This window comes from Epilithonimonas hominis, from assembly GCF_003730015.1.
In the GTDB taxonomy this organism is placed as follows: domain Bacteria; phylum Bacteroidota; class Bacteroidia; order Flavobacteriales; family Weeksellaceae; genus Epilithonimonas; species Epilithonimonas hominis.
This window is the reverse complement of the sequence record NZ_RJTU01000044.1, coordinates 1-21,411: the sequence shown is the minus strand read 5'-3', so window position 1 is coordinate 21,411 and position 21,411 is coordinate 1. Positions and strand designations below refer to the sequence as shown.

23 protein-coding genes and 2 tRNA genes are annotated in these 21,411 nt (G+C 36.0%); 3 read left to right on the top strand and 22 right to left on the bottom strand.

All coding sequences use genetic code 11. The annotated features are described in order from the left end of the window. Nucleotides 1-164: 164 nt before the first annotated feature. From EGH73_RS06730 to EGH73_RS06640, 19 genes are all read right to left on the bottom strand, one after another. Nucleotides 165-238 (bottom strand) — tRNA-Asp (locus EGH73_RS06730). Between the two features lie 32 nt (nt 239-270). After that, a tRNA-Asp gene (locus EGH73_RS06725) sits at nt 271-344 on the bottom strand. A 136-nt stretch (nt 345-480) separates the two neighbouring features. Further along, nucleotides 481-798, bottom strand: a complete 318-nt coding sequence (trxA, locus tag EGH73_RS06720; RefSeq protein ID WP_123281215.1) for a thioredoxin — start codon at nt 796-798, stop codon at nt 481-483. Between the two features lie 66 nt (nt 799-864). Further along, nucleotides 865-2,037: a cysteine desulfurase family protein gene (locus EGH73_RS06715; RefSeq protein ID WP_123281214.1), complete on the bottom strand. Its 1,173-nt coding sequence runs from the start codon at nt 2,035-2,037 to the stop codon at nt 865-867. Nucleotides 2,038-2,087: 50 nt separating this feature from the next. After that, nucleotides 2,088-2,675 carry an HAD family hydrolase gene (locus EGH73_RS06710; protein ID WP_123281213.1) on the bottom strand — a complete coding sequence of 196 codons (588 nt, stop codon included), beginning with the start codon at nt 2,673-2,675 and terminating at the stop codon, nt 2,088-2,090. A 3-nt stretch (nt 2,676-2,678) separates the two neighbouring features. Further along, on the bottom strand, nt 2,679-3,362 hold the full coding sequence (locus EGH73_RS06705; RefSeq protein ID WP_089770688.1) for a hypothetical protein: 684 nt from the start codon (nt 3,360-3,362) through the stop codon (nt 2,679-2,681). Nucleotides 3,363-3,364: 2 nt separating this feature from the next. Further along, nucleotides 3,365-4,090 (bottom strand): SDR family NAD(P)-dependent oxidoreductase, encoded by a 726-nt coding sequence (locus EGH73_RS06700; RefSeq protein WP_123281212.1) that lies wholly within the window; start codon nt 4,088-4,090, stop codon nt 3,365-3,367. Between the two features lie 29 nt (nt 4,091-4,119). Then, complete coding sequence (locus tag EGH73_RS06695; protein ID WP_123281211.1) at nt 4,120-5,436, bottom strand: FAD-binding oxidoreductase; 1,317 nt, start codon at nt 5,434-5,436, stop codon at nt 4,120-4,122. 82 nt (nt 5,437-5,518) lie between these two features. Next, entirely contained in the window at nt 5,519-6,403 is an 885-nt protein-coding gene (locus EGH73_RS06690) for a decaprenyl-phosphate phosphoribosyltransferase (RefSeq protein WP_123281210.1), read from the bottom strand. A 92-nt stretch (nt 6,404-6,495) separates the two neighbouring features. Continuing rightward, nucleotides 6,496-7,185 carry an OmpA family protein gene (locus EGH73_RS06685; protein ID WP_123281209.1) on the bottom strand — a complete coding sequence of 230 codons (690 nt, stop codon included), beginning with the start codon at nt 7,183-7,185 and terminating at the stop codon, nt 6,496-6,498. A gap of 14 nt (nt 7,186-7,199) precedes the next feature. After that, nucleotides 7,200-7,697, bottom strand: a complete 498-nt coding sequence (locus EGH73_RS06680) for a lipocalin family protein (protein ID WP_123281208.1) — start codon at nt 7,695-7,697, stop codon at nt 7,200-7,202. Between the two features lie 128 nt (nt 7,698-7,825). After that, on the bottom strand, nt 7,826-9,487 hold the full coding sequence (locus EGH73_RS06675; protein WP_123281207.1) for a S8 family serine peptidase: 1,662 nt from the start codon (nt 9,485-9,487) through the stop codon (nt 7,826-7,828). 59 nt (nt 9,488-9,546) lie between these two features. Beyond that, complete coding sequence (locus tag EGH73_RS06670) at nt 9,547-10,164, bottom strand: WbqC family protein (protein ID WP_089770695.1); 618 nt, start codon at nt 10,162-10,164, stop codon at nt 9,547-9,549. A 201-nt stretch (nt 10,165-10,365) separates the two neighbouring features. After that, on the bottom strand, nt 10,366-11,994 hold the full coding sequence (lepB, locus tag EGH73_RS06665; protein WP_123281206.1) for a signal peptidase I: 1,629 nt from the start codon (nt 11,992-11,994) through the stop codon (nt 10,366-10,368). 82 nt (nt 11,995-12,076) lie between these two features. Beyond that, nucleotides 12,077-12,775 carry a 4-hydroxy-tetrahydrodipicolinate reductase gene (gene dapB / locus EGH73_RS06660; protein WP_123281205.1) on the bottom strand — a complete coding sequence of 233 codons (699 nt, stop codon included), beginning with the start codon at nt 12,773-12,775 and terminating at the stop codon, nt 12,077-12,079. Between the two features lie 14 nt (nt 12,776-12,789). Then, nucleotides 12,790-13,419, bottom strand: coding sequence for a DUF5683 domain-containing protein (locus EGH73_RS06655; RefSeq protein ID WP_123281204.1), 630 nt, complete (start codon nt 13,417-13,419; stop codon nt 12,790-12,792). Then, nucleotides 13,420-14,310 (bottom strand): ParB/RepB/Spo0J family partition protein, encoded by an 891-nt coding sequence (locus EGH73_RS06650; protein ID WP_123281203.1) that lies wholly within the window; start codon nt 14,308-14,310, stop codon nt 13,420-13,422. 78 nt (nt 14,311-14,388) lie between these two features. Next, complete coding sequence (locus tag EGH73_RS06645) at nt 14,389-15,162, bottom strand: ParA family protein (protein WP_089770700.1); 774 nt, start codon at nt 15,160-15,162, stop codon at nt 14,389-14,391. A gap of 185 nt (nt 15,163-15,347) precedes the next feature. Next, nucleotides 15,348-16,178 carry an energy transducer TonB gene (locus EGH73_RS06640; RefSeq protein WP_123281202.1) on the bottom strand — a complete coding sequence of 277 codons (831 nt, stop codon included), beginning with the start codon at nt 16,176-16,178 and terminating at the stop codon, nt 15,348-15,350. 178 nt (nt 16,179-16,356) lie between these two features. Here EGH73_RS06640 and EGH73_RS06635 point away from each other — a divergent pair, with 178 nt between their 5' ends. Together EGH73_RS06635 and EGH73_RS06630 are read left to right on the top strand one after the other, a co-directional pair. After that, complete coding sequence (locus EGH73_RS06635; RefSeq protein ID WP_123281201.1) at nt 16,357-17,691, top strand: aspartyl protease family protein; 1,335 nt, start codon at nt 16,357-16,359, stop codon at nt 17,689-17,691. Between the two features lie 71 nt (nt 17,692-17,762). Beyond that, the gene (locus EGH73_RS06630) at nt 17,763-18,233 is read left to right on the top strand and encodes a hypothetical protein (RefSeq protein WP_245985458.1); all 471 of its coding nucleotides are present in this window, start codon (nt 17,763-17,765) and stop codon (nt 18,231-18,233) included. Here the strand turns inward: EGH73_RS06630 and EGH73_RS06625 are convergent. From EGH73_RS06625 to EGH73_RS06615, 3 genes are all read right to left on the bottom strand, one after another. After that, the gene (locus tag EGH73_RS06625; RefSeq protein WP_123281200.1) at nt 18,205-19,056 is read right to left on the bottom strand and encodes a glycosyltransferase family 2 protein; all 852 of its coding nucleotides are present in this window, start codon (nt 19,054-19,056) and stop codon (nt 18,205-18,207) included. The two genes, EGH73_RS06630 and EGH73_RS06625, sit on opposite strands and share 29 nt — an antisense overlap. After that, on the bottom strand, nt 19,056-19,667 hold the full coding sequence (gene recR / locus EGH73_RS06620) for a recombination mediator RecR (protein ID WP_123281199.1): 612 nt from the start codon (nt 19,665-19,667) through the stop codon (nt 19,056-19,058). The genes EGH73_RS06625 and recR overlap by 1 nt, the downstream gene beginning before the upstream one ends. A gap of 72 nt (nt 19,668-19,739) precedes the next feature. Beyond that, nucleotides 19,740-20,234, bottom strand: a complete 495-nt coding sequence (locus EGH73_RS06615; RefSeq protein ID WP_123281198.1) for a dihydrofolate reductase — start codon at nt 20,232-20,234, stop codon at nt 19,740-19,742. A gap of 120 nt (nt 20,235-20,354) precedes the next feature. On the opposite strand from EGH73_RS06615, the gene EGH73_RS06610 reads away from it, so the two are divergent. Next, nucleotides 20,355-21,371, top strand: a complete 1,017-nt coding sequence (locus EGH73_RS06610) for a glutaminyl-peptide cyclotransferase (RefSeq protein WP_123281197.1) — start codon at nt 20,355-20,357, stop codon at nt 21,369-21,371. The last annotated feature ends 40 nt before the right edge of the window (nt 21,372-21,411 follow it).

Genomic DNA, 21,411 nt, shown 5'->3' with positions numbered 1-21,411 from the left:
CCAAGTTTTGAAACTAATCCTCCTTTTTCAACCTTCTCGATAGGTCACTGAATAGGTCACTGACAGATTGTGAAAATTTGACTCTTTTTGATACCGGCATAAAACAAAAAATGCAGTAAAACCTCTATTTTACTGCATTTTGTATTACTTTGTTGTAATAGTTGCGATCCGGACGGGACTCGAACCCGCGACCTCCGCCGTGACAGGGCGGCATTCTAACCAGCTGAACTACCGGATCAATTTTTTGAAAAGTAATTGATAAACTTTATGCGATCCGGACGGGACTCGAACCCGCGACCTCCGCCGTGACAGGGCGGCATTCTAACCAGCTGAACTACCGGATCTTTTTCCATAACTAAAGGATAATACCCTTCGTTATTGTGGTTGCAAAAATACAACAATAATTTACATCTACAAATTTTTTACAAAAAAAAACGCCTTTCAAAAAGAAAGACGCTCATTTTCAATATAATTATTTTCTTACAAATAAGAATTAAGTTTTTCTGCTATCACTTCTTTAGGTGCCACACCAACGATTTTATCTACCACTTCTCCATTTTTGAAGATCAGAACCGTAGGAATATTTCTGATACCATAATCTACAGATACCTGCTGATTATTATCTACATCCACTTTTCCTACTAACGCTTTACCTTCAAAATCTGCAGCAACTTCTTCGATGATTGGTCCAAGCATTCTGCAAGGTCCACACCAAGTTGCCCAAAAATCCACTAAAACTGGTTTATCTGAATTTAGTACTGTCTCCTGAAAGGATTGATCTGTAATTTCTACTGCCATGATTTCTTTTTCTTTATTGTTTTATTAAACAAAATTACAAAATTTAATTTTTGTTTCTTCTGTTGGTTATCTATGTAAACTATCAGCTTTTTCTATAACAAATTGCTGACCTATTTCTTCTAATGCATTTATAAAAGCATCAATATCAGACTTTTTCGTAAAATGACTGAATGAAACTCTTACTGGTGTTGAATTCTCTAAATCATCTTCCGACAAAACAGACATCAAAACCATTGATGGTTTTGCCGCACCAGAACTACAAGCACTTCCTTGCGAAATGGCAATCCCTTTCATATCCAATTGCAATCCAATCAAAGGATTTTTATAAGGAAGTAAAAGATTCAAAACTGTATATAAACTGCTATCTTCTGCACTTCTTCCATTGAATTTTACGCCCGCAATTTTTTCTTTTAATTGTTGGATTGTATAATTCTTAATGTCTTGAATATGATTCTTATAATCTTCCATTTTCTTTTGAGAAATTTCCCAAGCTTTTCCTAAACCTGCAATTCCGGTTACATTCTCAGTTCCAGCTCTCAAACTTCTTTCTTGAGGTCCGCCTGTAATGATTCCTTTCAGACCTGAAGATTTTCTTACAAAAGCAAATCCAGCACCTTTTGGCCCGTGGAATTTGTGTGCACTGCAAGATGCAAAATCAACCGGAATTTTTGAGAAATCCAAATCCAAATGCGCCATTGTCTGAACTGTATCAGAATGGAACAATGTATTATTTTCTTTGCAAAGATGTGCTACTTTTTCAATGTCCAGAAGATTCCCGATTTCGTTATTGGCGTGCATCAATGTTACCAAAGTTTTTTTGTCTGAGGATTTTAGAACTTCTTCTAATTTATTCAAATCAAAGTCTCCGTTTGAATCTGGTCTTAAATAAACCAATTCTACGCCTTTCAATTTCTTCATTTCAAGGCAAGTTTCAGCAACACATTTGTGTTCCAAAGCCGAAGTAATAATTCTTTCAACACCGAGATAATTGACTGCAGATTTGATAATCATATTATTGGATTCCGTTCCACAGGATGTGAAAACGATTTCTCCCGGAGTTACTTTCAAAGAATCTGCAATCTTTCGCCTTACTTCCTCCAAAATGGTCTTGGCTTCTTGTCCCAAACTGTGCGTTGATGACGGATTGCCATAATTGTATCTTAAAACATTCACCATACAGTCTATCACCTCATCGTCGAGAGGCGTAGTTGCTGCGTTATCCAGATAAATTCTTTCCATTTTTATACGATTAGAAGCCAGAAAAAAGGCTGAAAAATTAAAGCACTAAATTAGTGAAAAAATCGGTAATGAGATTCATTGGCGAATTTGAACATGGCTTTGTCTCCGGAAGTATCTCCAAAAGCGATGATTTTATCAAATTTCTTATCTCCAATTTCAAGTTTAACTCGATTAATTTTCTCTTCTTTATTACAGTTTTTCCCCACGAATTTTCCTGTGAAAATATCATTTTTGAACTCTGCCTGCGTAGAAAGCAATTTCATATTGAATTTCTCAGCAAAAGGTTTTACCCAAATATCCAAAGACGCTGAAACAATATAAGATTCTGTATGAGTTTTATCGATATTATTAATAAAGTCTAATGCATTTTCTCTGAAAATACTTGGATAATTTTCTTCGAAGAACAACTGCGCTTTTTTTTCTATTTGATATCTTGACTGACCTTTTAGAATCGATGAAATTAAACTCTTTTTCACAGCTTCTGCATCTGCTAATTTCATTTTTAATAAAATAAAAAGCGGAACGTGTTTGAGAAACTGAACAGAAAATTTGGTTGGGTCATAAAACTTCAAAAACAAAAACATCGTGTCTTTGTAAGTTAAAGTTCCATCGAAGTCGAATAAGTATAGTTTTTTCATATTCTAATTTCCAAAAGTCTTCTTCTTTAAATTTATAAAATTTTCTTCTGAATTTGAGTAACACCACAAAACAACATTTATTTTGTTATATAATAAAATAATTTCAGGTTTCTCCCAAGTTGGATAATAAAGAGGTTTGTCCACAAATCCCTTCTTAAAATTGCTAACATCATTCAAAATTCCTGAAAGCATATTTTCATTTTTCTGGAAAATCTCAGATAAGACATTTATCACTTTGTTTAAATTTGAGTATTTAAACTTTAACAGCTCATTATTATAAATAATTGAATACGAATCTGGATATGTATTCAGCTCATCTACAAGTAGTAAATTATTTATTCTAGATTTGGAAGTTAGAGACTTATAATTGACTTTACTATTATAGTAAAATTCATCATTCATTTTTTTTAACTCCCTTTCATATATTTCATACAACAATTTAACTGCTTCGAATTCTGATTTATTGAGATTTTTAATTAAGCTATCTGGCGTTTGAATATAGTTTATTAATATTTTTTTATCCAAACTATTTACGAAATCGAGCCTAATCCTAATATCATTATCATAAACATCATCTCTTTTAATTTTATCTTTTAAAAAATTATCTATATCAATATTCTTATCTAAAGTTTGCGAACTGATAAAATTGAATAAAAACGTAAAAGCAAAAAAGAACCAGATTCTCATTATTATAATTTCAATTTTTTAAAAATAAACTCAGGAATATTTCTGATGATCATCATAATAATAGCCCAAATTGGTAAAACGTACGCAACATCTTTTTTATTTTTGTAAGCTTTATAAATTCCTGCTGCAGCTTTTTTAGGCGTTGCTGTCAACGCTGGATTCAAAGGTAAACCTTCAGTCATTTTGGTATCCATAAAACCTGGCTTTACCGTTAAAACCTGAACTTTTTTATCGAATAAATAATTTCTCAATCCACTCAAATAAGCTGTCAACCCGGCTTTGGCACTTCCATAGATGAAATTACTTTGTCTTCCTCTTTCGCCAGCAACGGATGATAAAACGATCATTGCTCCGGTTCTTTTGGATTCCATTTTTTTGGCGAAGAAATTGAGAACAGGAACTAATTTTGCGAAATTGACATCAATAATCTGAGCTGTATTTTCATCATCATAAAGTCCTTCTTCCGTTCCTAAACCGAGATAACCAGAGGCACAAAACAATAAATCGGAGTTGATGTTTTCCAAAGTTTTATAATCAATTTCTTTCATCAAATCCAACGTAATAATTTCAGAATGCTGAAGAAATTTCACATTGATATGACCTGCAAATTTCTCTGTCGTTTCCGGATTGGAACTCAACAAATAAATTGTGGAAAATTTTTCTCCCTTAGCCAAACATTCTTCTACAAATGCTTGTGCAACTTCGGAATTGGAACCAAGAACAATCATATAAATTATTAATTATTAGTTATGAATTATTAATTGTTATTGATAATTCTTTTATGTTGCAATGAAACGAATTTAGACGAATCCACATTTTGAAGATAATTGGTCAAAGAAGATTTGCTCATACTGTCTTTTGTTAAGTAAATTCTTCCTCCGAAATTCTCAACAATGGTGTCCAGTTGGTCAACTAGTTTTTTCAATCCTTTATTAACTTTAAAGTCTAATGCCAAAGTATAACCTTCGATTGGAAAAGAGTTATATGCTTGAGGATTATGCTTTCCAAAAAGCTTCAAAACAGCTAAGAAAGAACCGTTTCCACTTTTTGCAATGGCGTCAAGAATTTGTTTCATCCCCTCTTTTCCGTTTTCTTTCGGAATTACCATTTGATACTGAATAAATCCGCTTTTTCCGTAGATTTTATTCCAATCATTGATGACATCCAAGGGATAGAAAAAGGTTTCGTAATCGATGAAATTATTGAGTTGTTTCTTCGTTTGCTTATTGTAATAAAGGAAATTAAAAATCTTAATGGTTAAAGCATTCAAGACAAATCCGGGAAAATAGAACGGAACTGTCGGTTTGAATTTTTCTTTTAATTTCAATGATTTTTTCTGAAGATTAGAAGGTAATTCTGCCTTCATAGCGTGTTCACCTCTCATCAAAATAGAACGACCAAGATTTTTTCCTTTTTGGAAACAATCTATCCATGCCACATTATAGGTCCAATCTTCGCTCTCGTCAAACAATCGGAACACCTCATCCAGATTTTCAGCTTTGATGCTTTCTTGTCTTATATAAGCAGATTCTATATTTTTCAGTTTGAATTTAGCTGAGAGAATAATTCCCGTCAAGCCCATTCCGCCAATTGTAGCCCAGAATTTATCTGAATTTTCTTCGCGGGAACAAGTTATGATTTCTGAATTTTCATTCAATAATTTGAATTCAATGACATATTCTGAGAAACAGCCTTCTGCGTGGTGGTTTTTTCCGTGAACATCGGATGCTATTGCACCTCCAACAGAAACAAATTTAGTTCCGGGAGTAACGTAAAGGAAATAACCTTGTGGAACGCATACTTCTAAAACTTCTGACAATAGAACGCCAGCTTCACATTCTATGATTCCGTTAATTCTGTCAAATGAAATAAATTTATTGAGTCTTTTGGTAGAAAAAATATGTTCACCAAGAGAAGCATCGCCGTAGCATCGGCCATTACCTCTGGCAATCACTTCATTATTTTCTCTTACAAATTGTTTTATTTTAGAAAGAGAATCATCCGATTTCATTTCTTTTTCTACAACAGGGAAATTTCCCCAATTTGTAACTCTCTGAATAAAATTCGGCTTCATCTATGAATATTTTTTTTCGCACAATACAATCGCAGTAAATTTTTTCATCGTGATTTGTTGGTTTTTTAAAGTAATAAATTTATCACTTAAAGTAGATTTGTAAAAGGAAAACAATGACCCATAAAACAATTGTAATCTGGATATACCGGTCCTTATAAACAATTTTGGTTGGTGATTCTGTTTTATTGTAAACAAGTGTCTGCTGGAGATATCTCAGGAAAGCAAAAACCACAAAAATCACGGTGTAAAAAACACGAGGGTGGAATCTTGCCTGCACTTCCGGTGAAAGCGTAAACATGAGATAACAAATAATTGCGAGAGTACAGCTGATAGACAACGCAATATCCGCAAACTGAACATTATAACCATCTAAAGCTTTTCTTGTTTTCCCGGAAACCTGCGCATTGATAAGCTCTCCTCTTCTTTTTCCAATTGCCAAAACTAATGCTAAAACAAATGTGAGCAAGATAGCCCAATTGGTAACTATAATCCCCGTGACGTAACCACCTGCTAAAACCCTAAGCACAAAACCCAGCGCAATAATACAGATATCCACAATGGCAACGTGTTTCAGTTTAAAAGTATAGAAAATATTCAGAATAAAATAGGTCATTATAATAACCCCGAATTTCCACAAACTGACCTGAAAAATATAGTTTCCTACAAAAATTGATACTACTGAAGAAAGAATTAATAATACGAATAAAAATTTTGCTCCCATCTTGGAGACTGCTCCACTAGCGAGAGGTCTGTTTTTTTTTTCAGGATGCTTTTTGTCGGATTCTATATCAACATAATCATTTAGTATGTAAATTGAACTTGCTGTGAATGAAAATACTACAAATGCAAACAAACTCTCATAAAAAAGATGTGCGTTCATAATATTGCCTGAAAAAAATAATGGTGCAAAAACGAATAAGTTTTTTACCCATTGTTCTACACGCATTAGTTTTAAGTACTTTTTCATCCTGTGTTTCAATAATCCTACAAAAGTAGCATTAAAATAAAAAAACCGCAAATTGCGGTTTATTATTATTGAATATATAATGCTATTTTCTGTTAATTACCAGACTTTGCATCATTAATCATTTTCTCGTTTGCAGTAATTGCAAATTCTACTCTTCTATTTTTAGCTCTTCCTGCATCTGTATCGTTGGATGCAATCGGGCTAGACTTTCCAAGACCTTCCGTAAACATTCTGGAAGCGGAAATACCATTAGCCACAAAATAGTTTTTAACTGCAGCGGCTCTTTGAGAAGAGATTCTTAGGTTTACCGCATCTGTACCAATACTATCTGTGTGACCATAAATATTGATATTAGTATCAGGATTATTTTTCAGAACTGTTACCAATTTATCTAAATTACTTTTAGCTAATGTCGTAAGATTAGCAGAATTAAAATCAAAATTTACAGTATTTTCGTTTAGCGTAACTTTAATACCTTCTCCTACTCTTTCTACTTCGGCACCAGGCAATGTTTCTTTGATTTCTTTAGCCTGCTTATCCATTTTGTCACCAATCACACCGCCGGCAACCCCACCGACAACACCTCCTAGGACTGCTCCAAGTGGCGCGTTTCCTCCTTTACCAATATTGTTTCCAAGAATACCACCAATTACAGCACCTGCTGCGGTACCGATAGCAGCACCTTTCTGAGTATTGTTAGCATTTTGGACTGATTCACAACTTGTTAGCAATAGTGAACCAGCGATAAAAAATGCTGCTATGTTTAGTTTATTTATTTTCATTTTAAAAGTGTTTATTATTTACCTTTTCTTACAAAATTATATCGTACATCCATCGCTTTTCCATCTGCTGTAAGAGATTGTACTAAAGTGAACGAATCTGCAGTTGGATTTTCTAGCATTAGCTTGTAACCAGACAAAACACGTTTCGCTTTTTCTCCATCTCCCACTTTTTTGATAGAGACAACACTGTTTTTATCTACACTAAAAGTAATTGCCTGAATCTTAGAAGGACAGCCATTTTCACCATGTAGCGTATAAGTTCCCGTATAATTATTCGGAATAAGAGTCCAAGAACTGCCCACAAAGCAATTGATACTTGCACCTTCATCAAACGGTTTTATGGAATAATTTCTATCAAAGTCAATATTGGAAATATCCCACTGACCTTTTAGTTTCATTACATCTGCACGAAGCGCCTGTGCTTCACCAGCGCTCACTCCAGTTTTCTTGGATGAGCAGGAAGTAGCTACTAAAGCTGTACCTAACATTCCTAAAAAAATTAATTTTCTCATAGTTTTATATTTACTTCTAAATTATTATTAAAAATTATGCCAAAGGATAAAAACAAAAAAAAATCTGAGGATGTCTCAGATTTTTTTTACTATGCTAAACGTGTTAAATTTTTGTTTTGTCTAAAGCCTTATTTAGCTTTGTTTTTTTTTACAGGTTTTTTAGTCGACTTTTTAGGCACTTCAGCTTTATAAAAATTCTTATAAGCATATTCTGCTGCTTTGGCCACATCAATTACTCCTCCAGATCTGGAAAGATTTTCAAATCCGTTATTGGTACTTGCATTGGTTGTGTTTACTAATGACTCGATAATCTGTTCTGGTTTCAGATTTGGCATGTAAGCCAATAAAACAGCTGATGCACCAGCAACTACCGGAGATGCCATAGAAGTTCCTTGTAAATATTCATATTTCCCGTCTGGAACCGTAGAATAGATTTCCGAGCCCGGTGCAAAAACATCTACCATTTTTTTGTTATAGTTTGAAAAGCTTGATTTCAAAGCGTTGGCATCATTGGTATTAGAACCTACAACTATCATATTATTGACAAAAGGCTTTTCATCAGAAGTTGATTTGTAGTTGGTAGGAAAATACTGGTGTTCAGCAATATCTTCATTTTCATTACCGGCAGCTTTTACCAAAAGTACGCCTTTACTTTCAGCATATTTGAAGGCATCCCACACGACATTCTTACCTGGAGAAACAGGCTTACCAAAACTCATGTTAAGGATTTTCGCACCATTGTCCACAGCATATCGGATTGCATTTGCAACATCTTTATCTCTTTCATCGCCATCCGGAACAGCTCTAACCGTCATGATCTTTGCAACTCTAGAAGCCACTCCAAATTGGGGTTCAGAACCATTAGGCAATCCGGCAATAATACCCGCGACGTGTGTTCCGTGCTTTGCGTCTGGGCCTTCATAATGATTATTTCCATAATTTTTTTCAGAATAATCATCATAATTATCACCCACGATTTCTTTTCTTGGATCGAAGTCGAGGTTGTATCCTTTCTCAGCTTGAGGCGCGTAGTAATCCAGTGCTTCCTTCATCTGTGCATCCATGTAAGTTTTTACTTCCGCAGCAGACTTTCCTGCCACCTGAGGATCATTAGACACCTGAGCTAGAACCTGCATCGCCATAGCTTCTTGCTGAGTAGATGGTTTTATGGTAGATAGATTTTGTTTTGTCAAGGTTTTATCTCCCAGCAATTTCACCATATCTGGAATGGCATTCTTAATCATAGTGTAAAGCTGTACATTCTGTTTTGCCTCCTGACTTTTTTTGGTGAAGATTTCTTTGGATTTCATATACATTGCAAACTCCTCCGGCATCTTAGCTTGATTTTCCTTGTTTTTTACAGAATCAGATCCTTCGAAAACAGACTGGTACTTTTTTACCACTCTTGTGACTTCCATATTATCTACATCTATGTCAGCATTTTTGCCGCCAAGAAAATTCCAACCGAAAATATCATCAACATATCCATTTCCATCATCATCTTTTCCATTATTTGGAACCTCATTCGGATTTTTCCACATATTTTTTGCCAATCCCGGATGATCTACTTCCACGCCACTATCTAAGACACCAACTACTACGGTTTTCGGCTTTAGTCCTTTTGACTCCAAAAATTTGTAAGCATTTTCTGTATTGACACCGTAAACTTTTGTGGTGGCATAATCTTTATGATACCACGTTTTCTGGTCTTTATCGTTCGGGGTTGCTGTCTGAGCTGCAATCGTTGCAAAACCTGCATAGAATGCCGCTGCTATCAATAATTTTTTCATATTAAATTATATATTTAGTTCAATTATTACAGATGTTAAAAAATAAAATTTTCTGAATATTAATTGAGTTTGATAGTTTTCATATAGGTCATACTTTCTGGTCCGATGTTACAAAGCAAATCCAAAATTGAAAGGTCTTTGATAAAACCATATTTATCCGCGAAGCTTTGGTAATAAGCTTCCATCTGAAAGTTAGACTCAGTTTTTGCTGAGAATTGCTCCCTTAAATCCTGAGCTTCGGGCTGTTTGATATATTCTTCCGTAAGCTGAAAATCTTTTTCTGTTTTCAGGATCTGAAGGATCACTTTGATCGTTTTTAGATTGAATTCCAGTAGTGAGCTGATTTCTTCGTCAAAAATTGATTTCAGTCTGTCTTCGTAAAACTCGAAATATGGTGTGCTCTGGTAAGCTGTTTTTATAGATTTCCAGTGCAGTTTTTGCCAGTCTTCCGAATAAGAGATTTCAATATCTTTCATTTCCCGCTTTCCGTTGTGTTTGATTGGAATGATGAGCGGCAGTTTTCCGTTGGCCCCATAAATTGCAGTTCGGTTTCTGTAAGTCTGCTTCGGAAAGTTTTCGAATTGCTCCAGAAAAATATGATTGTCTCCATCTAAAAATATAGAGAACCAGGAAATCGGCGGAAGGTAAAATATCGGTAAAAGAATTTTGTTTTTCATTATTGCTATTAAAAAAACTTTGCCAAAGATAATAAACCTATGGCAAAGTGTTGTATTGTTATTTTTGAAACTGAAAGCCCATAGCCCCGATAGAAGCGGCATCCTTTTTTGTTTTTTTTGTGCTCACTATATTTGGAATAACAAACTTTGTGAAAAAACAAAAAAGATATAGTGGATAGCGGGATTGAGCTCCTAAAAATTTTATTCGTCTTCTTTCTTTTTGAAGAATTTGACAAAATAATCCCATCCGAAGAAGAGAATGAGGATTCCGGCAGCGATCCACCAATAGGAAGTTTTATTTTTCTCGCCGGTATTGGTTGCTTTGAACATTCTGTCCCAACGTACTTTGAATGGTGCCTGGTAAGAAGAATTGGCATCTTTGAAAGCGCCTTGCAAACTCATCCAAGTAAACATCGGTCTCCCGACAATATTTTCTTCCGGAACTACGCCAAAAAATCTGGCATCAAGAGACGCATCACGGTTGTCCCCAATCATCATATAATAATTTTGTTTGATGGTATATTGGTTGGTTTCCTGACCGTTGATGTAGATTTTTCCGTTTTTGTTTTCCAGTTTATTATGCTCGTATTCGGAAATGATCCATTGATAAGTTGGCAAAGTTTCCTGATCCAATTTCACAACATCTCCTTTTTTCGGGATTCTAAGCGGCCCGTACCAATCCTGATTCCAAGGTTTGTTGATGGGATAAATGGACTGGGTGGTATCAATATTTTTAGTGTAGGCTGTTTTATCTGCGTTGAGTTTGAATCTTAAAGCGCCTTCACCCTTCTCTTCAACCATTTCTTTTACTTCTGTCACTTCCGGAAGTCCTTTGATATCTTTTGCAATGGCATCTGTAAGACCTTGGAATATATAGATAAAACCTGAATTGGATTGGGTTTCCTGAACTGGCAGAAATCCATAAGCTTTATAAAGCTGCGGAATATCCAGCTGTGCGCTGGTCGTTACTATGTATCCGTGCTGTTGTTCTTCATCGCCAAGGATTTTCTCAGGCTGGTTGTTTACAAATAATCTTCCTGCACGGAACTCCAGAACATCGCCAGGAATCCCAACACATCTTTTTACATAAGGATCTCTCCTATCAATCGCTGTATGAACAGAATCCTGCGGATAATTGAACACCACGATGTCATATCTTTTGATTTCATCATAACCCGGTAACCTTAGATAAGGTAATTTTACCGCTTCTACATAAGATTTTGGATCGTCTTTAGGATTACCTTTCTGACCTGTATCGAAAATCGTTCCTTGTAAAAATGGCAAAGCCACAGGTCTCATTGGCATTCTATAGCCGTACGCCCATTTGTTCACAAAAAGAAAATCACCGACTAAAAGCGTTCTTTCCATGGAACCTGTCGGAATCCCGAAAGGCTGCGTGATGAAGGCGTGAATAATGGTTGCAAAAACAACTGCAAAAGTCACGGAACCCAGGAAAGTTTCTTTTTTCTTACCTTCTTCCTCCTCTTCTTCCGTTTCGATTTCCGTATCTTTACCGTAATTGACAGTTGCCATAAAAATAAACGGAAGCAACACGGTCAATAATCCATTGACAAAACCTCTTTTTCCAAATTTTCGCATCAGGAAAATATGAAAAGCCGACATCATAATGGGTCCGACTATCGGAAGATAAGACAAAACTGACCACCATTTCGGATGGTTGGTCTCTTTCAGAATGATGAGATAATTGTAGAAAGGAATGAATGAAAAAAGGGGGTTATAACCCATTTTTTTAAACAACTTCCAAGTGGTAAGTCCCATCAGAACACTGATAATGAGGACATAAATGCTATAAGTAATAATGTAATCCATAGGTTGGCTTTTGCAATGGGCTCTTCGCCTTTTGCTGATTTTTATTAATTAGTTTTTTATGAGATGATTTTGTTACAGTTTTTTATAAACCCAAAACATCTTTCATAGAAAAAACACCTTGTTTTCCTACAATCCATTCTGCAGCGATAACCGCTCCCAGCGCAAATCCATTCCTGTTGAAAGCGGTATGTTTGATTTCTATCTCATCTACTTCAGATCTATAGAAAACACTGTGCGTTCCAGGAACTTCATCTTCCCTGATGGCAAAAATACCTAATTCTTTATCCTTGGTTTCATCCAGTTTCCAGGCTTCGTATTTAGAATTTTCGATAATACCTTCGGCAATGGAAATCGCCGTTCCGCTTGGTGCATCTTTTTTGTGAATGTGATGGATTTCTTCTAATTGACATTGATATTCATCAACGTTATTCATCAATTTTGCCAGTTTTTCGTTGATTGCAAAAAACAGATTGACACCCAAACTGAAATTGGAACCGTACAAAAATGCACTGTTTTGTTCAACAGCTATTCTTTCGATTTCAGGTTTTTTATCCAACCAGCCGGTTGTACCACATATCACAGGAATTTTGTTTTCCAGGCATACTTTTATATTTTCAAAAGCAGCTTCAGGATTAGAGAATTCGATCACCACATCGGCATCTTTTAATGATTCTCTGTTTGGCGTTTCCTTTAATCTTGCCACCACTTCATGTCCGCGGCTCAGGGAAATTTCATCAATGATCTTGCCCATCTTTCCGTAACCTACAAGTGCTATTTTCATTATTTAATATTAATTTAAAATTTAAAAGTGAGTGCCAGGCCAGCCTTACTTTCATAGTTACTGAACCTATCATTAATTACCGCTGGCGTAAGCGCCAAATCAGGATCTTTTCTACCTTCATAAAGATGAGCATCTACCACAGCATCTACAATATTAAGTATATAAATAAGTCCTGCAATCCCGATAGCGTAATCGCGCTGTCTTTTGAATCTGTCTTGTGCATTTCCTAAAACATCTTTGTCTACACCAGTAATCCCGGAAAACTCATGCGGAAGTCCGTTCAGTTCTGCCACAAAAGCATTGCGGTAGCGTCTGTAGTTCTTATCATTCCAAATTGCTATTCCAACGCCTGTTCCAACAGCACCCCAAACGATGGGGATTTTCCAATATTTTTTATTATAAAATTGTCCTAATCCCGGCAAAACCGCAGAATATAAACCAGCCTTGGTCGGGCTGAATTTTTGAATTTTTGCAGGTGCATTGCTATTGGTGATGTTCCCAACAATCTCTGGCTCTGTACGTGGCTTGGCAGCCGGAATACTGTCTTTCGGAAGATTTTCCACACGAATTGTATCGTTTGGGTTTACCTGAGAAAAAAACAGGCTGAATGAAAGTACTAATAAAACCGAAAGTAACTTTTTCATTTATCGTATATGAGCAAGAATGCTTTCCAGCTCTTCTTCGTTTTTAAAATCCAATACAATCTTTCCCTTTTTTCCGTTAGCCGAAGTTTTTATCTCGACATTCACATTCAGAATATTGGACAGGTTCTGTTGCGCTTTCTTTACGTGATTCGGAATGATAGACTTCTTTACAACCTTCCCCTTATCCGGAGAATTTTTAAGTTGAGATGCAAGTTGCTCTGCCTGTCTTACGTTGAGCTGATCTTTGATAATCCTGCTAAAAAGGTCTTTTCGCTTTTCGTCTGTATCAAGGCTCATAATGGCTCTACCGTGCCCGGCGGAAATCTGCCCGCTTCGGATTCCGTTTTGGATGTCCGGAGACAATTTCAAAAGCCTAACACTATTTGTAATTGTGCTTCTCTCTTTCCCGACACGCTGACTTAGATTTTCCTGAGTCATCCCAACCTCATCCAAAAGTCTTTGGTATGTGAGCGCCACTTCTATTGGATCCAGATCTTCTCTTTGGATGTTTTCTACCAAAGCCATTTCCAGCAATTCCTGGTCATTAACTAAACGAATATACGCAGGAATCGAACTTAAGCCTGCAATTTTGGAGGCTCGGAAACGTCTTTCCCCGGAAATAATCTCGAACTTTTCGCAATCTTTTCTTAATGTAATCGGCTGGATGATTCCAAGGCTCTTAATAGATTCGGCCAAATCATTCAGTGCTTTTTCATCAAAATAAGTTCTTGGCTGATTGGGATTGGCGTAAATATCTTCAATCGGGACTTCAACAATATTTCCTACGAGGTTTTTTGCACCTTCGTCTGAAGCTGTATTGATATTGGTTTTGCTTTCCGCATTCAGGATTGCTCCCAAACCACGTCCCATTGCTCTTTTTTTGTCTTTCATATTGTTAAGTTGGATGATGGATGTCGGAAGATGGGTTTTAAGAAAACTTTCATCTTCCGTCTTCAGACTTCCTGCTTATTAATTTTTAACTAATTTTTCATTTTTCAGCAAGACTTCTTCCGCCAGCTGAATATATTGTATCGCACCTTTACTTTCTGCATCATAGCTTAGGATACTTTCTCCGAAACTTGGCGCTTCGCTCAGACGCACATTCCGGCTGATAATGGTTTCAAAAACCATCTCCGGGAAATGAGAATTGACTTCTTCTACTACCTGATTTGATAATCTGAGTCGGCTGTCATACATTGTAAGCAAAAGTCCTTCTATATCCAGATCCTGATTATGGATTTTCTGAACATTTTTAATTGTATTAAGTAATTTTCCCAAACCTTCCAATGCAAAATACTCACACTGAATCGGAATGATAACAGAATCTGCGGCTGTCAGCGCATTGATTGTAATCAAACCTAAACTAGGTGCACAATCTATAATAATATAATCATAGTGATCTCTAACAGACTTCAGAGCTTCGCGAAGCATGTATTCTCTATTTTCCCTGTCTACCAATTCTATTTCCGCAGCCACAAGATCGATATGAGAAGGAATGATATCAACGTTAGGCGAACTGGTCGGCAAGATGCATTTTATAACTTCCGCACTATGTTCCAGTAAATTATATGTCGAAAAATTAACTTCTTCCACACCAAGTCCGGACGTTGCATTAGCCTGTGGATCTGCATCTATAAGAAGAACTCTTTTTTCCAATACACCAAGTGCAGATGCCAAGTTAACAGCAGTCGTTGTTTTACCAACACCACCTTTCTGGTTTGCAACACCTATAATTTTTGCCATAAACATTAATTTAATCTTCAAAAATACAATTTTTTACCACGTAGACTATTTTGAAAAAGTCGCCTGTCAGTTAAAGTATTGTTAATTAATGACTTGGTCTCTAAAAAAATTATCCACATTTCAGATTGAAATGTGGATAATTATATGAAGGTAATATTTAATAAATTAGAAGTCTGTTAATCAAACTACTCTATTCTCATAGAAACTGGCATTCTGAATGACGAACGAACAGCTTTTCCTTTCAGCTGAGCAGGCGTCCATTTTGTTTTAATAGACTTTACCGTTCTTTCCGCTTCCTGATTAAAATCTGCATTAGCACCGGTGATTTTAATATTAGAAATGCTTCCATCTTTTTCCACCACAAAAGTGATGGTTGCAGAAACCATCCCAGACTGATCTATAGATGAAGTATCAAAACCCTGTGCAACTTTCTGACGAAAAGCATTGATTCCTCCTTTGAAATCCGCTGCTACATCTGCTTTAGCACCATCAATGATAACATTTGGGTCTTCTACTCGAGCAGGAGGCGCCACAGGAGGTTGATAAGGTGTTACTGCCGGTGGACCAACAGAGATAGGCGGCGCAACAGCAAATGTTGTTTCTGGTCCGTCTTTCGTTTCACTACCAATTGCAGCACCTTCAAAATCTTTTTTGGTTGGCAATGATGTTTTTTTCTGAATTTCACGAACCGGTGTAACTTCCGGATTAGCAACTGTCTTTACTGTTACAGGAGTTGTATTGTCTGGCTTCGGCTTCGGAGTTTCAGTATCGTTAATGACAAGAATCTCTCTTCCGGAGAAATCATCTTTTGGTAACAAAACTTCACTTTTAAAAGCATTCATCACTAGTGGAACAGCGGACACAGAAGCAAAAAATGCTATTCCAATAAATAATGCTTTGGTCAATTGATTGGAATAATCATTTCTAAGGGCATAAGCACCGTAAGATTTATTTCTATTAGCGAAAACCACTTCGTCTAAATCATTTGTTCTGAGGCTAAGTAATAAGTTCTTCATCTTGAATTCATATTAAATTAAATATATATCAATAATTATTAAAATAAATTGAAAACTTATCAAAAAACATTCCAATAAAATATTATTAACCAAAATAAATAATGATATACATATAGATTAATTAAACAAGAAAATTAATTTTTATACTTGCACTTGTAAAAATTTGTAACTTTATTTTATGAAAATCCATCTATTTATATTATTATTTATAAGTTGCTTAATATTTGGACAACAAGGTTTTATACTTGAAAACGCTGATAAAACCATAATCAAATTCAAGCTCATTAACAACCTTATTTTCGTCCCGATGATCGTAAATGGTGTGGAACTCAATTTTATGTTGGATTCTGGAATATCGGAAACCTTACTTTTTAGCTTGGAAGACAAGAATGTAGATTTTAGAAATGTTGAGAAGATTACTTTTCGCGGATTAGGAGAAACGGTCAGTGTAGATGCTCTAAAATCCATCAATAACGAAATAAAGATTGGTAAAAATCATGTAGACAGATCTCACACTGTTTTCATAGTACTAGATGAAGATTTCAACATTTCCCAAGATATTGGCGTTCCTGTAAACGGCATTATTGGTTACTATTTCTTTAAAAACCATCCTCTGGAAATCAATTACATCAATAAAACCATTACAGTTTACAAAGACAGCTCAGAATTGCCGAAAAAGATCCTAAAATTTTCAGAATTTCCTATCAGCGTAGAGATGAATAAACCTTATATGTATGCAGATGTAGAGATGAAGCATGATAAACAGCGTTCCAAGCTGCTGCTAGATCTTGGAAATACAGATTCGGTATGGCTTTTCCCGACTTTGATTAAGGATTTTATTTACAATCGTCCTAATGTTGATGATTTTCTTGGTCGTGGTTTTAGCGGTGATATTTTCGGAAAACGAAGCCGCATCAACTCCTTATATATAGGGAAATTCCGGATGAATAAACCCATCGCATCAATGCCTGATGAATATTCTATCCAGCATCTGAAAATCGTCAAAGACAGAAAGGGATCCATCGGTTCGGAAGTATTAAGAAGGTTTACCTTGGTGTTTAATTATCCTGAAGAGAGGGTTTATTTCCGACCCAACAAACACCTGAATGACCCTTTCCTGATTGACGGAAGCGGACTGGAAATCAAACAAGACGGACTGGTTTGGGAAAAAGAACAGGTAAAAGTGGAAACCTCAAAAAGAAACTCTGCAGGTAATGAAATAAATGTGATAGATAACGCTCCGGATAAATTTCAATATAAATTCAGCCTGAAACCCGTTTTCAAAGTTTCGGGAACAAGGAAAGATTCTTCTGCACAGAAGTCGGGGATTATAAAAGGGGATGAAATCACAAATATAGATGGCAAAAAAGCTAATGAACTCACATTATACAAAATTCATCAAATTCTAAAAACCGATGAACGCAAAACGGTGAGTGTAGAAATAAAACGCAATGAGATTCGCAGAAAAATAGATTTGTTTCTGGAAGATCCCATTCCTTACATCGAAGAATAATTTTAAATTTAACCAAAAAAAACACCATGAAAGAAACTCTGAATCATATAAGAAACAGACCTCGGTTTAAAATGTATACTGATCTTTCTCCAGAAGACTGCGAGAAAAACCTAAGAGCCTATCTCGACATTCATAAGGATGAATTCTTTGGCAATATCAACCGTGAAGTAGCAACAATTTTCGTGAAAACCAATGAAAATAATTATTGGAAACCGAACCTAGCTCTTCGTATAGAAAGAGATGATAACATCACGGCAATACGAGGAATCTATGGTCCTACTTCGGCTGTGTGGACTTTTTTTATGTTTTTATATTTTTTGTTTACAGTAGGCTGGATGGTTTTTTTCACACTCTATTATGTAGAAAAGCAGATCAACACCCATAACTATCCCTGGGCACTACCGTGTTCTTTTTTAGTTCTTGTGCTTATTGGATTAACTTATGCTGCCGCACGATTAGGGCAATTTAAAGCAAAAGATGAAATGAATGCTCTACGGAGATTTGCAGAAGAAGCTACTTTTCCTCTGGAGAAAGATGAGTAAGTTTTCTTAAGTCAGAAGCATGTTTTATCGTAAGCCCAAATTTCATCAGCAGATACTGTAAAGGCTTTTGTTTTTTGTAATACTTTCCAATGAAAATAGCCATTGCGTAATAAAAACGTCCCAGATAGACTTCATCTTTCACCGTGCTTTCGCCTTTATAATGAAGGATTGAATACTTTCCGTAATAGAAATTCCTGAAGCCCGATCGTCTGATTGTATAGCAAAGATCAATATCTTCGCCGTACATAAAATACTGCTCATCAAATCCACCAACTTGTGCGTAAACAGATTTCTTCACCAGAAGATTGGCGCCTGTCATAATATCGACCTCAGCGATCTCAAACTCGCCGACATCATTTCTGTAGTAGCTTTTAGAACTCCTGTTGAACGGTGTAAAAAGTTTCTCAAATGAATTGATAAGCGCCGGAACAGACCTTTTGCTCTCCGGCAAAAACTCGCCTTTTGCATTGTGCATTCTTAATCCCAATGCACCAAATTCGAACTGGCTATCGGCAAAATCTAGAATTTCCTTAAAATAATCGCCCTCTATTTCCGTGTCGGGATTCAGTATATAAACATATTCGCCTTTTGCGTACGTCGCCGCCAGATTATTGGCCTTGGAAAAACCAAGATTCTCTTCCAATGACAAAAAAAAGACATCCGGAAATTCTGAAATTAATGATTTCCATTCCGGGTTGGGCGAATTATTATCCGCGACGATAACTTCATACTCAAAGCCGTGAAAATACTTCTTGATGGAAAGTATGCAGTTTCTAAGCAAATCTTTTACCTGATAATGAACAATAATCACACTAAGTTTCATCACGTTGCCTCGTTATAAACCGTTCTATTGGTAATAGATCTTCCTAGAGAAATCTCATCTGCATATTCCAATTCATCGCCAACAGCAATTCCCCGTGCAATGCTGGAAAATAAAACCTGCTGTGTTTTGAATTTTTTATAGATATAATAAGCGGTAGTATCGCCTTCCATTGTTGCGCTTAGTGCAAATATGAGTTCTTTTACAACACCTTCATTCAGCTTCTTTTCGATACTTCCAATGCGCAATTGACTAGGTCCAACACCTTCCATTGGCGAAATTTTACCGCCCAGAACCAGATATTTACCTCTATACTTTCCGGTATTTTCTATTGCCATCACGTCCCGCACATCTTCTACAATGCAAAGCAACTCATCATTTCTTTTCTCATCACTACAAATATCACAGATCTCGGAATCCGAAAAATTATGACAGTCTTTACAATACCTAATGTCTGTAACCAAAGTCTGAATTGCACTACCCAAAGCAATACCCTGAGATGAAGGCTGACGAAGAAGATGCAACGCAAGTCGCAACGCAGATTTTTTTCCGATTCCCGGCAAACCTGCAATTTCTTCCACGGCTTTCGACAAAACTTTGCTTGGATAATCCATTTAAATGGTTGATGGTTGGGGGTTGATAATTGATAATTGATAATTGATAGATGGGTTGATATCCAATTTTAATTAGGACTTCATTAACCTCTCGAAGGTCTGGAAACAAAAACTATATTCATTCTTTTCATCTTTCTCAAAACATTCTTCATCTGTTTTCTGCCAGATTTTAGGATCGATTGACGGAAAAAAAGTATCTGCATCGGGTTCCGCATCTACTAAAGTAATTTCCAGACGATCTGCCTGATCCATCGTTTGTTTATAAATCTCGCCGCCGCCAAGGATGAAAATTTTCTCATTAATTTTCTTTGCAAATTTGAGTGCTTCTTTCAATGTGGAGACTATCAAAATCCCTTCCTCAAACCAGCCAGATTTTCTGCTGACAACAATATTAGTACGGTTGGGCAACGGTTTACCGATGCTTTCATAAGTTTTACGGCCCATTACCACAGGATGATTTTCGGTGAGTTCTTTGAAATGTCTGAGATCTTTTGGAAGACGCCACAGTAGCTGGTTATCTTTTCCCAAGGCATTATTACGGCCTATTGCAGCAACAATTGTTATCATATTTACAAATCTACATATTATGTTTAAATTAATAAAATTTTATGAAATTTTAATTTCTATTATTTTGTATTTTTGAGCTTTCTCCGATGATGTAAAACTATCGGAACAAATCTATTTCGAATGAAGAAAATTTTCATATCATCTGCCTTAGCTTTGCTTATACTTGCAAGTTGTAATAAAGACAAAGAAATCCTTACTGCGTTAAACGACTATAATATAGGGAAACAAAACCAGGGTTATCATTTTGGGGACAAAATCCAGATCCCCGAAAATGTTTTGGATTATGCAGAAGCCATCACCATTACTTATAATGACAAAGAAACCGATAAGCTGACAATAGACCCGAGCTTTTTTTCGCTTGGAGAAAATGACATTACCTTCAACATCAAAACCAAAAGCGGCGAAGTTTTACAACAGGATGCTACGATTAATGTTTTTGCGAAAACTGCTCCTGAAAAACTGAACTATGAAATCGTGAATCAATATCCTCACGACACAGATTACTTTACAGAAGGTTTTGAAGCCCATGGCAACATTATCTATGAGAGTGTAGGTCTGGAAGGTAAGTCTAAAATTATAAAATATAATCTTGGAAGCACTAAGCCCATTCAAGAAGTTCCTCAGTATAATGAATTTTCCGAAGGATTAACTGTTTTCGGAGATAAAATCTACCAGCTAACTTACAAATCTAAGAAAGGTTTTATTTATGATTCTAATATCAAATTAATAAAAGAATTTACTTATCCTAGCGTTATGGCTGAAGGCTGGGGAATGACCAATGATGGAAAAAACCTCATCGTTTCCGACGGAACTAAATTTATTTATTTCCTGAATCCTGATAATCCGTCACAAATTGTAAGATCCATTGCCGTGGCAAGCAACACCGAAGGATATGACCAGATCAATGAGCTGGAGTATCATAATGGATTTATATATGCTAATGTTTGGCAGAAAGATATCATCCTAAAAATTAATCCGGCTAATGGTGAAGTGGCAGGAATTCTTGATTTTAGCAACATTGCAAAACAAAACACCACAGGCAATGATGATGTGCTGAATGGCATCGCTTTCAAAGGAGAAAACATGCTCGTTACAGGGAAAAACTGGAGCAAGATTTATGAAGTCATTTTAAAGTAAAAAAACAGAACTAAAATAGGGAATCCGTCTCACAACTGAG

Excerpts from the sequence above, each read along its gene's own strand:
- trxA (WP_123281215.1), bottom strand. The coding sequence starts at position 798 with ATGGCAGTAGAAATTACAGATCAATCCTTTCAGGAGACAGTACTAAAT.
- EGH73_RS06715 (WP_123281214.1), bottom strand. The coding sequence starts at position 2,037 with ATGGAAAGAATTTATCTGGATAACGCAGCAACTACGCCTCTCGACGAT.
- EGH73_RS06710 (WP_123281213.1), bottom strand. The coding sequence starts at position 2,675 with ATGAAAAAACTATACTTATTCGACTTCGATGGAACTTTAACTTACAAA.
- EGH73_RS06705 (WP_089770688.1), bottom strand. The coding sequence starts at position 3,362 with ATGAGAATCTGGTTCTTTTTTGCTTTTACGTTTTTATTCAATTTTATC.
- EGH73_RS06700 (WP_123281212.1), bottom strand. The coding sequence starts at position 4,090 with ATGATTGTTCTTGGTTCCAATTCCGAAGTTGCACAAGCATTTGTAGAA.
- EGH73_RS06695 (WP_123281211.1), bottom strand. The coding sequence starts at position 5,436 with ATGAAGCCGAATTTTATTCAGAGAGTTACAAATTGGGGAAATTTCCCT.
- EGH73_RS06690 (WP_123281210.1), bottom strand. The coding sequence starts at position 6,403 with ATGAAAAAGTACTTAAAACTAATGCGTGTAGAACAATGGGTAAAAAAC.
- EGH73_RS06685 (WP_123281209.1), bottom strand. The coding sequence starts at position 7,185 with ATGAAAATAAATAAACTAAACATAGCAGCATTTTTTATCGCTGGTTCA.
- EGH73_RS06680 (WP_123281208.1), bottom strand. The coding sequence starts at position 7,697 with ATGAGAAAATTAATTTTTTTAGGAATGTTAGGTACAGCTTTAGTAGCT.
- EGH73_RS06675 (WP_123281207.1), bottom strand. The coding sequence starts at position 9,487 with ATGAAAAAATTATTGATAGCAGCGGCATTCTATGCAGGTTTTGCAACG.
- EGH73_RS06670 (WP_089770695.1), bottom strand. The coding sequence starts at position 10,164 with ATGAAAAACAAAATTCTTTTACCGATATTTTACCTTCCGCCGATTTCC.
- lepB (WP_123281206.1), bottom strand. The coding sequence starts at position 11,994 with ATGGATTACATTATTACTTATAGCATTTATGTCCTCATTATCAGTGTT.
- dapB (WP_123281205.1), bottom strand. The coding sequence starts at position 12,775 with ATGAAAATAGCACTTGTAGGTTACGGAAAGATGGGCAAGATCATTGAT.
- EGH73_RS06655 (WP_123281204.1), bottom strand. The coding sequence starts at position 13,419 with ATGAAAAAGTTACTTTCGGTTTTATTAGTACTTTCATTCAGCCTGTTT.
- EGH73_RS06650 (WP_123281203.1), bottom strand. The coding sequence starts at position 14,310 with ATGAAAGACAAAAAAAGAGCAATGGGACGTGGTTTGGGAGCAATCCTG.
- EGH73_RS06645 (WP_089770700.1), bottom strand. The coding sequence starts at position 15,162 with ATGGCAAAAATTATAGGTGTTGCAAACCAGAAAGGTGGTGTTGGTAAA.
- EGH73_RS06640 (WP_123281202.1), bottom strand. The coding sequence starts at position 16,178 with ATGAAGAACTTATTACTTAGCCTCAGAACAAATGATTTAGACGAAGTG.
- EGH73_RS06635 (WP_123281201.1), top strand. The coding sequence starts at position 16,357 with ATGAAAATCCATCTATTTATATTATTATTTATAAGTTGCTTAATATTT.
- EGH73_RS06630 (WP_245985458.1), top strand. The coding sequence starts at position 17,763 with ATGTATACTGATCTTTCTCCAGAAGACTGCGAGAAAAACCTAAGAGCC.
- EGH73_RS06625 (WP_123281200.1), bottom strand. The coding sequence starts at position 19,056 with ATGAAACTTAGTGTGATTATTGTTCATTATCAGGTAAAAGATTTGCTT.
- recR (WP_123281199.1), bottom strand. The coding sequence starts at position 19,667 with ATGGATTATCCAAGCAAAGTTTTGTCGAAAGCCGTGGAAGAAATTGCA.
- EGH73_RS06615 (WP_123281198.1), bottom strand. The coding sequence starts at position 20,234 with ATGATAACAATTGTTGCTGCAATAGGCCGTAATAATGCCTTGGGAAAA.
- EGH73_RS06610 (WP_123281197.1), top strand. The coding sequence starts at position 20,355 with ATGAAGAAAATTTTCATATCATCTGCCTTAGCTTTGCTTATACTTGCA.